Below are 13987 nucleotides of genomic sequence, written 5' to 3'. Positions count from 1 at the left end.
AGACGACCTCTCAGCCCATCACAATCCGAGCGACCACGCGTTGACGCCTTCAGAAAAATCTTCCAAGCGGTTTTCGTAGTGCGCGAAGATTTCTTCGATGATTTCGTCTTCACCATCAATCAGTCGGATTAAATCCATATCGGCTTCCGAAATCAGCCCGCGCCCGAGCAGCTCTTTGCGTATCCAGTCCAACAAGCCCGACCAGAAATCCTTGCCCACCAAGATAATCGGACGGTCGGGCGTTTTGCCCGTCTGCACCAGCGTCAGGCTTTCAAACAATTCGTCCAGCGTGCCGAAGCCGCCGGGCATGACGACATACGCAACCGCGTGTTTCACAAACATCACTTTGCGCGGGAAGAAATGTTGGAACTTGATGGACAAATCCTGATACGGATTGGCTTTTTGCTCGTGCGGCAACACGATATTCAGCCCCACCGCAGGGCTTGCGCCCGCAAACGCACCCTTGTTCGCCGCTTCCATAATCCCCGGCCCGCCGCCCGAAATGACGGAAAAACCGGCATCCGAGAGCTTGCGTGCCAGCCGCAGCGTAAATTCATAATCGGGATGGTTTTCCGGCGTGCGCGCGCTGCCGTAAATGCTGACCGCAGGCTGAATCGCCCGCAGCTCCTCGCCCGCTTCGACAAATTCCGAAATAATCTTCAAAACATGATACGACTCCCGCGCCTGAATCTCGCGGCGCGCCTCATCGGTCAGCATAGGCTTGGGCAGTTTTTTGAGCAGGCTCACGGTTTTTCCTTCATCTTGTTGAACCCCCACATTGTAACCGACAGAACCCGAGGTCGTCTGAAAACGCAAACATGAACGGCAGTAAGTGTTCCTTATTTGAACCGAATCGTGCGTTTCTGCCTCAAGATTGCCGTCTCAGCCGCGACCGCTTGCGTTACAATCCCCCATTTCCGCCCATATCCCGCCATGCTCGACATCCTCTACCGCGACAGCCGCACCATCGCCGTCAACAAACCCGCCGGAATGCTCGTCCACCGAAGCTGGCTCGACCGCCACGAAACACAGTTCGTCATGCAGACCCTGCGCGACCAAATCGGACAACACGTCTATCCCGCCCACCGCCTCGACCGCCCCACATCCGGCGTCCTCCTGTTTGCCCTTGACCCCGAAGCCGCCCGCCTGCTGACGCAGCAGTTCGAACAAAAAACCACACGCAAAACCTACTGGGCAATCGTGCGCGGATATTTGCCCGACGACGGACTCATCGACTACCCCCTCAAATATCAGCCCGACAAAATCGCCGAATCCCAAACCGAAGCCACCCTCCAAGAAGCCCAAACCCGATACCGCCGCCTTGCACGCACCGAATTGCCCTTCCAATCCGCCGCCCGCTACCCGACCTCGCGCTACTCGTGGGCGGAACTCATCCCACACACAGGCCGCAAACACCAACTGCGCCGCCACATGAAACACATCTTCCACCCCATCGTCGGCGACACCAACTACGGCGACCTGCGCCAAAACCACGCCACCGCCGCCCACCTCGGTCCCACCCGCCTCATGCTCCACGCCCGCAGCCTGTCGTTCCAAAGCATCGAAAACGGCGAAACCCTGACCGTCTGTGCCGATACCGACGAGAGCTGGCGGATTTGGCTGGATACGTTTGAAGCGTAAGTGAAAAGTCGCGTCAACAGGCGGGCTGGTGATGCTGCAAAGCCGGACACGTTTTTCAGACGACCTTTATTCATCAAAACTCACTTGAGATAACCGAACCCCGTAGCGTGGGCTTTGCCCGCGAGATTTGTTGTCCGTCAGTCTGAATCGGGTATTTGTGCTTACATCTGCTTCGCGGGTAGAACCCGCGCTAAGGTTTGCTGTGCCGATACCGACGAGAACTAGTGGATTTGGCTGGATACGTTTGAGGCGTAAGCGCAAAGTCGTGCCAACAGGCGGGTTGATAATGTTGCAAAACCGAACACGGGTTTTCAGACGACCTTTATTCATCAAAACACGCTTGAGATAACCGAACCCCGTAGCGTGGGCTTTGCCCGCGGGATTTTCCGTCCGTCAGTTTGAGTCGGGTATTTGTGCTGACATCTGCTTCGCGGGTAGAACCCGCGCTACGGTTTGCTGTACCGATACCGACGAGAGCCGGCGGATTTGGCTGGATACGTTTGAGGCGTAAGCGGAAGGTAGTGCCAACAAGGCGGGCTGGTGATTCTGCAAAGCCGGACACGGTTTTCAGATGACCCCATCCCTGCCACCCCATTCCGTTCAACCCTCATTTATGCCGAATAATCCTACTTTGCGGTAAAGGTCGTCTGAAAACGCTACACTCTTTCAGACGACGTTTGTCATACCAACATAAGGACATTCCATGAGCGACATCACAAAGCAACTCGCTGCCATCCGCTACACCGCCGAGCGTACCAAACGCTACAACGAACATGGCTTTACCCTGTTGCAACTGGGCATACGCGGCGTAGTCTATTTCAATACCCGCGATGATGTCGCCGATGCCTTAACCGGTTTGATGGATTTCTATTACGAATGGTCGAAAGACAAGCTGACAATAGCTAGGCACGAAAGAGGCCATAGGGATATTAAAAAAGTCAAACTGACCGAAAAATCATATCTGAAAGAACGGGATACAATCTACCGGTGGTTGGACAATCGGAAGGAAAATCCGCCAGAGGTGATGTGGGGAATGCAAAGCGAGCATGCAGATACCAGCGCATCCTATTATTTCGACATTACCTCTATTGCCGCAGGTTTGGCAAATGAGCCGCATATGCCGTTAGGCACTCTGCTTTTTAATCTGCCACTGGAAATTTTGTCTTCCCCCAAAGATTTGGCAAAATTAGATGAATTTGTCGACAAGATTGCAGAGAAGCTGGATGTTTTCCACGGTTATATCGGACTGGCAGCAATTCCACCGCATAACTATTACGATGGTGCGCCATACGAATACGGGGTTTGCCGCGAGAATTTCGGTCTAATTCCGGTTACTACCGATTATTTGTCAACGTTTTATAGATACAACATACGCAGTATCAGTTGGTATACATTGGTTGGCAGGGAACTTTACGGACAGCTACCGGCAGGCAGGATAGAGCCTGTTTTGGCAAATCATCCCGATATTACTCTGCGCGACTTTGCCGGTATCAAGGTTTTTAAAATCGGCAGCTTGCCCGAAACAGGGGATATCCGCGAAGATTTACCCTTGGACTACATTGCGCTAAACCGAGCTTTAGAACCGATACGCGAAAAATATCCGCGCGAAAATATGGGCGGCATTACCCGCGAACAGATGTATTATTGGTCGAGAAGATGGGACGGCTGGGAAGTGGAAGAAAAGGACGGCAAGCGGATCTACACCCAAGCGCCGCAGGAAATCATCGGCGTCGAGGAAGAGCCAGTTCCAATTTCAGGTATGTGGAAAATCACCAGCTTTGACGGTGAGACCCGCCATTTCAATAAAGGCGAAATTTTCCCTGAAGGAGAAGGAGTACGGACACAAAAAGCACTTCTTGGCCCCCAAATGGGTCTGACCATTTGGGAGCTTGTCAAAGGAGACCATAACGAACCTTTGCGTAGAAAGGCAATGTGGTAAGCCCCTCCCCGCCTTTCCGAACGTCAGCCGATACGTTAAAATATGCCTCGTCTGAAACCCCGTTTTTGAAGGAAAACCGCCATGACCCGTATGGTTCACTGCGTCAAACTCGGCAAAGAAGCCGAAGGTATGAAATTCCCACCACTGCCCAACGAATTGGGCAAGCGCATTTTTGAAAATGTATCCCAAGAAGCTTGGAATGCGTGGACACGCCACCAAACCATGCTGATTAACGAAAACCGTTTAAGCCTCGCTGATCCGCGCGCACGCGAATATCTGGCACAACAAATGGAACAGTATTTCTTTGGCGACGGTGCAGATGCCGTTCAAGGTTATGTGCCGCAAGAGCCAAAATAACGTCATCATTTGCTCAAAAGGTCGTCTGAAAACGAAAATCGGATTTCAGACGACCTTTTTGTATCAATAAACTTGCTGCAAAGCCGTTTCATTTTATTCCCGCTATCCCCGATATTCCCGTATTTTCCCTATTCCTCTCCCCCGCAAAAGAGGATGAAAAATACCAAAATCGCAACCGTTTATCAGCTTATCAAATTTACCGCCAGCTTATTGCATTCTTTGGACAAGAGTTGGCCGAATCGCAATAACCCATCAAAATTTGCCGTACTTCAATATAGGTTTCGCAAAAGCTCAAATGAATTTCGCCAATCATCTGTTTTCAGACGACCTCAACATGGTTTCTTTGACCTGCTGCACCATAGTGGATTAACTTTAAACCGGTACGGCGTTGCGTTGCCTCGCCTTGCCGTACTATCTGTACTGTCTGCGGCTTCGTCGCCTTGTCCTGATTTAAATTTAATCCGCTATACCAATCAACAGAATGCCCTATTCCTATTTGAATCCACCATAAATGCTTCAATGGGTTAATAAATAAAAAGCCGAACGGATAAACCATTCAGCTTTCTATCAAAAGCAGCGATTATTGAACTTTAATTTCTACATCAACACCGGCTGGCAAGTCCAGTTTCATCAGTGCATCGGTAGTTTTGTCAGTCCAGTCCACGATGTCCATCAGGCGCAAGTGAGTGCGGATTTCCAATTGTTCACGAGAAGTTTTGTTCACGTGAGGAGAACGCAGAATGTTGAAACGTTCGATTTTAGTCGGCAACGGAATCGGACCTTTTACAACGGCACCGGTACGTTTTGCAGTTTCAACGATTTCTTGAGCAGAACGGTCGATCAGGCTGTAATCATAAGCTTTCAGGCGGATACGGATTTTTTGGTTTGCCATTTATCGATATCCTTCAATTAAGCGATGATAGAAGAAACCACACCTGCACCTACGGTACGGCCACCTTCGCGAATCGCAAAGCGCAGACCTTCTTCCATAGCGATAGGTGCAATCAGTTCTACAGTGATGGCTACGTTCTCACCAGGCATAACCATTTCTACACCTTCTTCCAAAGTAACCGCGCCGGTTACGTCGGTAGTACGGAAGTAGAATTGAGGACGGTAGTTGGCGAAGAACGGAGTATGACGGCCACCCTCTTCTTTGCTCAATACGTACACTTCCGCTTTGAATTTGGTGTGCGGAGTGATGGTACCCGGTTTAGCCAATACTTGACCGCGTTCCACTTCTTCGCGTTTGGTACCGCGCAGCAATACGCCTACGTTGTCACCTGCTTGACCTTCGTCCAGCAGTTTGCGGAACATCTCAACACCGGTACAAGTGGTTTTTTGGGTTTCTTTCAGACCTACGATTTCGATCTCGTCACCAACGTGGATGACACCGCGCTCTACACGGCCGGTTACTACGGTACCGCGACCGGAGATGGAGAATACGTCTTCGATAGGCAACAGGAACGGTTTGTCCACGGCACGCTCTGGAGTCGGGATGTAGCTGTCCAATGCAGCAGCCAGTTCGAAGATTTTTTCTTCGTAAGCTGCGTCGCCTTCCAAGGCTTTCAGTGCAGAACCTTGTACGATCGGGCAGTCGTCGCCTGGGAAGTCGTAGCTTGACAGCAAGTCACGGATTTCCATTTCAACCAGTTCCAACAGCTCGGCATCGTCAACCATGTCGCATTTGTTCATGAACACGATGATGTAAGGTACGCCTACTTGGCGGGCCAACAGGATGTGTTCGCGGGTTTGCGGCATAGGACCGTCGGCAGCGGAACATACCAAGATTGCGCCGTCCATTTGTGCGGCACCGGTAATCATGTTTTTAACGTAGTCGGCGTGACCCGGGCAGTCTACGTGTGCGTAGTGGCGGGTTTCGGTTTCGTATTCTACGTGTGAGGTATTGATGGTAATACCGCGGGCTTTTTCTTCGGGAGCGTTGTCGATTTGGTCGTAAGCTTTTGCAGCACCGCCGAATTTTTTAGCCAAAATAGTAGTCAAAGCAGCAGTCAGGGTGGTTTTACCATGGTCAACGTGACCGATGGTGCCAACGTTTACGTGCGGTTTGCTACGTTCAAATTTTTCCTTAGCCATGAGCTAATTCCTTTACATTAAAGATCGATTAAAGAACAGAGGCCGTCTGAAAAATCATTTCAGCCTTTCAGACGACCTATTTGCCTGATTAGCCTTTACGGGCTTCAGTTACAGCAGCAGCTATGTGGGCAGGAGCTTCAGAATATTTCTTGAACTCCATAGAGTAAGTAGCGCGGCCTTGGGTTGCAGAACGCAGGTCGGTCGAATAACCGAACATTTCTGCCAGAGGTACTTCGGCACGGACTTTTTTACCGCCGATACCGTCATCATCCATACCCAATACGACGCCGCGACGACGGTTCAAGTCGCCCATTACGTCACCCATGTATTCTTCAGGGGTTTCCACTTCAACTGCCATGATTGGCTCAAGCAGAGCAGGATTGGCTTTACGCATACCTTCTTTGAAGGCTTGGGAAGCAGCCAATTCGAAGGCCAGTTGAGAGGAGTCGACGTCGTGCGAAGAACCGAAGATCAAACGTACACGTACGTCAACTACTGGGTAGCCTGCAACGATACCGTTAGGCAGGGTATCGCGGATACCTTTATCGACAGACGGAATGAATTCGCGAGGAATCACACCACCTTTAATTTCGTCGATAAATTCGTAGCCTGCGCCACCCGGCTCCATAGGTTCCATTTTGATCACAACGTGACCGTATTGACCTTTACCACCGGATTGTTTGGCGTGTTTGTATTCGGCTTCGACTTCTTTGCGGATAGTTTCGCGGTAAGCCACTTGAGGCGCACCGATATTTGCTTCCACGCCGAATTCGCGTTTCATACGGTCAACAATAATTTCCAAGTGCAGCTCACCCATACCGGAAATAATGGTTTGACCGGATTCTTCGTCCGTACGAACACGGAAAGAAGGGTCTTCTTTAGCCAGACGGTTCAGAGCGATACCCATTTTCTCTTGGTCGGCTTTGGTTTTCGGCTCAACGGCAATATGGATTACCGGCTCAGGGAATTCCATGCGTTCCAAGATAATCGGCGCGCTTTCTGCACACAAGGTTTCACCAGTGGTAACGTCTTTCAGACCGATAGCGGCTGCGATGTCGCCAGCACGTACTTCTTCAATTTCAGTACGGTCTGCAGCAGTCATTTGTACCAAACGGCCGATACGTTCACGAGTGCCTTTTACAGAGTTCAATACGGTATCACCGGATTTCACGACGCCAGAGTAAACGCGGATGAAAGTCAGTTGACCAACGTATTTGTCGTTCAACATTTTGAACGCCAATGCAGAGAATTTCTCTTCATCGCTGGCTTGGCGGCTGTCGGCTTCTTCAGTGTTAGGGTTAACACCTTGAACCGGAGGAATATCGGTAGGAGCCGGCAGCAATTCTACAACTGCGTCCAACATACGTTGAACACCTTTGTTTTTAAATGCAGAACCGCACAACATAGGTTGGATTTCGCCTGCCAAAGTACGTTGACGCAATGCGCCTACGATTTCTTCCTCGGTCAGCTCATCACCGCCCAAGTATTTGTCCATCAATTCTTCGCTGGCTTCGGCTGCGGCTTCAATCATGTTTTGACGCCATTCTTCAGCAGTTTCAACCAATTCAGCGGGAATGTCGCCATAGGTAAAGGTCGTACCTTTATCGGCTTCATTCCAGATGATGGATTTCATTTTCAGCAGGTCAACAACACCGGTGAAACTATCTTCTGCGCCTACCGGAATGACGATAGGTACTGGGTTTGCGCGCAAACGGGTTTTCATTTGCTCTACAACGCGGAAGAAGTTGGCACCTTGACGGTCCATTTTATTTACAAACGCCAAGCGTGGCACTTGGTATTTGTTGGCTTGACGCCATACGGTTTCAGATTGCGGTTGAACACCACCCACCGCACAGTAAACCATTACCGCACCATCCAATACACGCATAGAACGCTCTACCTCTACGGTAAAGTCAACGTGTCCTGGTGTGTCGATAATGTTGAAGCGGTGTTCTGGGAATTGTTTCGCCATACCGGACCAGTAGGAAGTAACGGCAGCGGAGGTAATGGTAATACCACGCTCTTGCTCTTGTTCCATGTAGTCGGTAGTAGCCGCGCCATCATGTACCTCGCCCAATTTGTGGGTCAAACCGGTATAGAACAAAATACGTTCTGTAGTAGTGGTTTTACCCGCGTCAATATGGGCGGAAATACCGATGTTGCGGTACAGGCTGATCGGGGTCTTACGAGCCATTTTATTAGCCTTTCAAAATTAGAAACGGAAGTGAGAGAATGCTTTGTTGGCTTCAGCCATGCGGTGTACTTCTTCACGTTTTTTCAACGCACCGCCACGACCTTCGGACGCATCAATCAACTCGCCTGCCAAACGCAGGTCCATGGATTTCTCACCACGTTTGCGGGCTGCATCGCGAACCCAGCGCATTGCAAGAGCCAGACGGCGTGAAGGACGAACCTCAACAGGAACTTGGTAGTTTGCACCACCCACACGGCGGCTTTTCACTTCCACGATAGGTTTGGCGTTTGCAATGGCTTCGTTGAATACTTCGATTGCTGCTTTGCCGGTTTTTTTCTCAATTTGCTCCAATGCACCGTAAACGATACGTTCGGCAACAGATTTTTTACCGTCAATCATCAATACGTTCATGAATTTAGTCAGCTCGACGCTGCCAAATTTAGGATCAGGCAACACATCGCGCTTGGGGACTTCTCTACGTCTTGGCATTTTAATTTCCTTTAATCTATTCAGTCGGGTCAATTCCCATGAATACCCAAAAGAGTATTCACTTACTCGGCCGTTGTTCAGCTTAGGCGGCCGACGTGCCTATTTAAGTCCCTGTAATTATTTAGGACGCTTAGCACCGTATTTAGAACGGGCTTGTTTACGGTCTTTAACACCTGCAGTATCCAAGGAACCGCGTACAGTGTGGTAACGTACACCCGGCAAGTCTTTTACACGACCGCCGCGAATCAGTACGACGCTGTGCTCTTGCAGGTTATGGCCTTCACCGCCGATGTATGAAATGACTTCAAAACCGTTGGTCAGACGAACTTTACATACTTTACGCAATGCAGAGTTAGGTTTTTTAGGGGTAGTCGTGTATACACGGGTGCATACGCCGCGTTTTTGCGGACAGGCTTCCAGTGCAGGCACTTTGTTTACGTACACGGGCTTTTGACGGCCTTTGCGTACCAATTGGTTGATAGTTGGCATATTTTCTCGTCCTGTTGAGTTAAATACTTGCCGACACCATGTCAGCAAGAGTGGAATTATATTTTTATTGCAAGAGTTTAGTCAAGCAAACGGTAGAGAAAAGTTGGTATTTTGTATTAACTAAGAACTATTTAGCAACTGAGGTCGTCTGAAATGGATAAAGAGTTCTCAAACTCTGCACTCCCTATTTCAGACGACCTTTATTAAAAATAAGTCAGTTCGCAACTCCATTAGAGCCACCCTTCCCACCGTACTTTTCACAACGGCATTGATATAGTGGATTAAATTTAAATCAGGACAAGGCGACGAAGCCGCAGACAGTACAGATAGTACGGCAAGGCGAGGCAACGCCGTACTGGTTTAAAGTTAATCCACTATAATCCACACAGGTCGTCTGAAAAAGAAAACCGCAAGTGATATTGCCTTGCGGTTTTCTTTCAAACAAACATCCTACGGATTATTCATCTGTTGCTTCGATTTCGGAAGCTTCTTGCTCCGCTTCCTGCCATTGCTGGCGACGGCTGCGGTGGTAGGTCAAACCGGTACCGGCAGGAATCAGACGACCTACGATTACGTTCTCTTTCAGACCGCGCAACTCGTCTTGCTTGCCCATAATGGCAGCTTCGGTCAGAACGCGGGTCGTTTCTTGGAACGATGCGGCAGAAATGAAGCTGTCGGTTGACAAGGAGGCTTTGGTAATACCCAACAATACGTTTTCGTAACGTGCCGGCTCTTTGCCTTCTTCCAAAGCTTTTTCATTGGCTGTCATGACATCGCCGCGTTCGACTTGCTCACCGGTAATGAATTCGGTTTCACCTGAATCGACAATATTCACACGGCGCAGCATCTGACGGATGATGACTTCGATGTGTTTATCGGAAATCTTCACACCTTGCAGACGGTAAACCTCTTGCACCTCTTGAACAATGTAGCGTGCCAGTGCTTCGATACCTTGCAGACGCAGAATATCATGAGGATCTACCGCTCCGTCCACAATGGTTTCGCCACGGTTTACCACTTGACCGTCGTGCACCAAAATTTGTTTCTCTTTGGAAATCAAAGTCTCGTATGCTACGCCGTCTACATCAGTGATAATCAGACGCTGTTTGCCTTTAGTCTCTTTACCGAATGAAACGGTACCGGTGATTTCTGCCAACATACCTGCATCTTTCGGCACACGTGCTTCAAACAACTCGGCAACGCGCGGCAGACCACCGGTAATATCGCGGGTTTTGGAAGAGGCTTGCGGGATACGCGCCAATACGTCGCCTTTACCAACTTCCTGACCTTCGCGCACGGTAATCACTGCACCCACAGGGAATGCCATAGATACCGGAGTAGAGGTACCCGGAATGCAGATTTCCAGACCGTTTTCATCCAACAGTTTTACAGTAGGACGCAGCAGTTTGGATGCGCTGCCGGAGCGGCGCTTGCCGTCGATAACCACCAAGGTAGACAAACCGGTTACATCGTCAGTTTGTTTGGCAACGGTTACGCCCTCTTCCACGTTTTCGAATTTCACCCAACCTGCGTGTTCGGTAATCATCGGACGGGTATGCGGATCCCAGGTTGCCAACGTTTGACCGGCTTTAATGGCTTCACCATCTTGAACCATCAAGATAGCACCGTAAGGCACTTTGTGGCGTTCGCGTTCACGACCGATGTCATCATGGATAACGACTTCGCAAGAGCGGCCGATAACAACCAATTCGCCTTTGTTGTTGGCAACATAACGCATTTGGCTGCTGAATCGTGCGGTACCGTTGGATTTGGCTTCAACTTGGCTGGCTGCTGCCGCACGGGATGCCGCACCACCGATGTGGAACGTACGCATGGTCAACTGAGTACCCGGTTCACCGATAGACTGAGCGGCAATCACGCCGACTGCCTCACCGGCATTAACCAGTTTGCCGCGTGCCAAGTCGCGACCGTAACAGTGCGCACACAAGCCATGGCGGGTTTTACAAGTAATCGGGGTACGGACTTTGACTTCATCGACACCGGATTGGTCAATCATATCCACCAGTTTTTCAGTCAACAACGTACCGGCTTCAACCAAGGTTTCGCCACTTGACGGATCGACAACGTCAGACGCAGTAACACGACCCAAAATACGATCGCGCAATGCTTCAATCACATCACCGCCTTGTACAACTGCCTTCATAACAAAGCCGTCTGAAGTACCACAGTCGTCTTCAACAACGACCAAATCTTGAGTTACGTCTACCAGACGACGGGTCAGGTAACCGGAGTTCGCGGTTTTCAATGCGGTATCCGCCAAACCCTTACGTGCACCGTGGGTCGCAATAAAGTATTGCAATACGGTCAAACCTTCGCGGAAGTTTGAGGTAATCGGCGTTTCAATAATCGAGCCGTCTGGTTTTGCCATCAAGCCACGCATACCAGACAACTGTTTAATCTGAGCCGCAGAACCACGAGCACCAGAGTCTGCCATCATATAGATGGAGTTGAATGACTCTTGATCGACTTCGTTGCCATCACGATCGATAACTTTTTGTTTGGACAAGTTATCCATCATCGCTTTAGCAATTTTATCGCCGGCACGACCCCAAATATCCACCACTTTGTTGTAGCGTTCGCCATTGGTTACCAAACCTTGACGGTATTGGTCTTCGATTTCTTTAACCTCGGCATTGGCTTCAGCCAACAAGGCCGCTTTTTCTTTCGGAATCTCCATGTCGTCAACAGCAATGGAAATACCGCCTTTGGCTGCGAATCCGAAACCGGTATACATCAAGTGGTCGGCGAAGATAACCGTATCGCGCAAACCGCATAGGCGGAACGATGCGTTAATCAGCTTGGAAATTTCTTTTTTCTTCAGCGCTTTGTTGATGTATTCGAACGGCAGGCCTTTAGGCAGGATTTCGCTCAACAATGCACGACCGACAGTCGTTTCGTAACGGGTAACGACTGGTTCGAATTCGCCAGCTTCGTTTTTCACCCATTCGCGCAGACGTACGGTGATTTTCGTACCCAGCTCAACCTGTTTGGTATGGTATGCACGATGCACTTCTTTCACATCAGCAAACAGACTGCCCTCACCTTTGGCATTGATGCGGTCGCGGGTCATGTAGTACAGACCCAATACGATGTCTTGGGAAGGTACGATAATCGGTTCACCGTTTGCAGGAGACAATACGTTGTTTGAAGCCAGCATCAGGGTGCGCGCTTCCATTTGCGCTTCCAAGCTCAATGGAACGTGTACCGCCATTTGGTCACCGTCAAAGTCGGCGTTAAACGCGGCACATACCAACGGATGCAGCTGAATGGCTTTACCTTCAATCAGGATGGGTTCAAACGCTTGAATACCCAAACGGTGCAGGGTCGGCGCACGGTTCAGCATAATCGGATGTTCACGAATGACTTCTTCCAAGATATCCCATACTTCAGGTACTTCTTGCTCTACCAATTTTTTCGCTGCTTTAACGGTAGAGGCCAGACCTTGTTTTTCCAGTTTATGGAAAATGAACGGTTTGAACAGTTCCAAAGCCATTTTTTTCGGCAGACCGCATTGGTGCAGACGCAGGTATGGACCTACGGTAATCACGGAACGACCTGAATAGTCCACACGTTTACCCAGCAGGTTTTGACGGAAACGACCACCCTTACCTTTAATCATGTCTGCCAATGATTTCAGCGGACGTTTGTTGGCACCGGTCATGGCTTTACCGCGACGGCCGTTATCCAACAGCGAGTCAACCGCTTCTTGCAACATACGTTTTTCGTTGCGGACAATGATGTCAGGAGCGTGCAGTTCCAGCAGGCGTTTCAGACGGTTGTTACGGTTGATGACGCGACGGTACAAATCGTTCAAATCGGAAGTGGCAAAACGGCCACCGTCCAACGGAACCAGAGGGCGCAAATCAGGCGGCAATACCGGCAGCACGTCCATAATCATCCATTCCAGTTTCATGCCGGAACGATGGAAGGCTTCCAATACTTTCAAGCGTTTGGCGATTTTTTTGATTTTGGTATCTGAACCGGTCGACTCAAGTTCTTGGCGCAGGATTTCGATCTCGCCTGCTACATCCAGGGTACGCAACAATTCGCGGATACCTTCTGCACCCATTTTGGCATCGAAATCGTCGCCGTATTCGTCCAGTTTGTTGTAGTAGTCATCTTCAGTCAGCAATTGACGGCGTTGCAGCGGAGTCATGCCGGGGTCGGTCACAACAAATGCTTCAAAGTACAATACGCGCTCGATGTCGCGCAAAGTCATGTCCAACACCATACCCAAACGAGAAGGCAGGGATTTCAAGAACCAAATGTGTGCCACAGGCGCGGCCAATTCGATATGACCCATGCGTTCGCGGCGCACTTTGGACAAAGTTACTTCCACGCCACATTTTTCACAGGTTACACCTTTAAATTTCAAGCGTTTATATTTTCCGCACAAGCACTCGTAGTCTTTGACCGGACCAAAGATTTTGGCGCAGAACAGACCGTCACGCTCAGGTTTGAACGTACGATAGTTGATGGTTTCAGGCTTTTTAACTTCGCCGTAAGACCATGAACGGATGGTTTCGGGAGAAGCAATGCCGATTTTGATGGCATCAAACTCTTCTTCCATGCCGGCAGTTTGCAACGGATTAAATAAGTTCAACAAATTCATTTTTGCTCCTTGAAGGAAGTATTTTTACCGCATGGCGGATTTTCGATATTGGAAACGGTACGTTACGGTTTCAGACGACCTGATATTTTCAGATTTCGATTCATTCATTCTTATTCTGCAACCGCTTTTTCAGACGACCTAGAGAGGTCGT

At 49.7% G+C, this 13987-nt stretch carries 11 protein-coding genes; 4 read left to right on the top strand and 7 right to left on the bottom strand.

The features are described 5' to 3' along the window. Window positions 1-18 precede the first annotated feature (18 nt). Window positions 19-747, bottom strand: a complete 729-nt coding sequence (locus tag H3L95_RS12150) for an LOG family protein (protein WP_039404238.1) — start codon at window positions 745-747, stop codon at window positions 19-21. Window positions 748-933: 186 nt separating this feature from the next. Between H3L95_RS12150 and truC the strand changes: the two genes are divergently transcribed. The 4 genes from truC (at window position 934) to H3L95_RS12130 (ending at window position 4465) form a co-directional block, all read left to right on the top strand. After that, window positions 934-1641: a tRNA pseudouridine(65) synthase TruC gene (gene truC / locus H3L95_RS12145; protein ID WP_040669232.1), complete on the top strand. Its 708-nt coding sequence runs from the start codon at window positions 934-936 to the stop codon at window positions 1639-1641. 703 nt (window positions 1642-2344) lie between these two features. Further along, on the top strand, window positions 2345-3580 hold the full coding sequence (locus tag H3L95_RS12140; protein ID WP_003762151.1) for a type VI immunity family protein: 1236 nt from the start codon (window positions 2345-2347) through the stop codon (window positions 3578-3580). 81 nt (window positions 3581-3661) lie between these two features. Beyond that, on the top strand, window positions 3662-3937 hold the full coding sequence (locus H3L95_RS12135; RefSeq protein ID WP_003762149.1) for an oxidative damage protection protein: 276 nt from the start codon (window positions 3662-3664) through the stop codon (window positions 3935-3937). 153 nt (window positions 3938-4090) lie between these two features. Further along, window positions 4091-4465 carry a hypothetical protein gene (locus tag H3L95_RS12130; protein WP_164907896.1) on the top strand — a complete coding sequence of 125 codons (375 nt, stop codon included), beginning with the start codon at window positions 4091-4093 and terminating at the stop codon, window positions 4463-4465. A 52-nt stretch (window positions 4466-4517) separates the two neighbouring features. Here the strand turns inward: H3L95_RS12130 and rpsJ are convergent, their stop codons facing one another. The 6 genes from rpsJ to rpoC all read right to left on the bottom strand — a co-directional run bounded on the left by rpsJ (window position 4518) and on the right by rpoC (window position 13836). Beyond that, window positions 4518-4829 carry a 30S ribosomal protein S10 gene (gene rpsJ, locus H3L95_RS12125; protein WP_002642322.1) on the bottom strand — a complete coding sequence of 104 codons (312 nt, stop codon included), beginning with the start codon at window positions 4827-4829 and terminating at the stop codon, window positions 4518-4520. 17 nt (window positions 4830-4846) lie between these two features. Further along, window positions 4847-6031 (bottom strand): elongation factor Tu, encoded by a 1185-nt coding sequence (gene tuf / locus H3L95_RS12120; RefSeq protein ID WP_003742643.1) that lies wholly within the window; start codon window positions 6029-6031, stop codon window positions 4847-4849. 88 nt (window positions 6032-6119) lie between these two features. After that, window positions 6120-8225 (bottom strand): elongation factor G, encoded by a 2106-nt coding sequence (gene fusA, locus H3L95_RS12115; protein ID WP_003760496.1) that lies wholly within the window; start codon window positions 8223-8225, stop codon window positions 6120-6122. An 18-nt stretch (window positions 8226-8243) separates the two neighbouring features. Then, window positions 8244-8714 (bottom strand): 30S ribosomal protein S7, encoded by a 471-nt coding sequence (rpsG, locus tag H3L95_RS12110; protein ID WP_003745196.1) that lies wholly within the window; start codon window positions 8712-8714, stop codon window positions 8244-8246. 117 nt (window positions 8715-8831) lie between these two features. Beyond that, window positions 8832-9203 carry a 30S ribosomal protein S12 gene (rpsL, locus tag H3L95_RS12105; protein WP_002218431.1) on the bottom strand — a complete coding sequence of 124 codons (372 nt, stop codon included), beginning with the start codon at window positions 9201-9203 and terminating at the stop codon, window positions 8832-8834. Between the two features lie 457 nt (window positions 9204-9660). Next, complete coding sequence (rpoC, locus tag H3L95_RS12100) at window positions 9661-13836, bottom strand: DNA-directed RNA polymerase subunit beta' (RefSeq protein ID WP_003760500.1); 4176 nt, start codon at window positions 13834-13836, stop codon at window positions 9661-9663. Window positions 13837-13987: the final 151 nt, after the last annotated feature.

Source organism: Neisseria sicca, from assembly GCF_014054945.1.
Taxonomy (GTDB): Bacteria; Pseudomonadota; Gammaproteobacteria; order Burkholderiales; family Neisseriaceae; genus Neisseria; species Neisseria sicca.
Note: the sequence above shows the minus strand (reverse complement) of the source record. Positions and strands in the feature narration are given on the sequence as shown.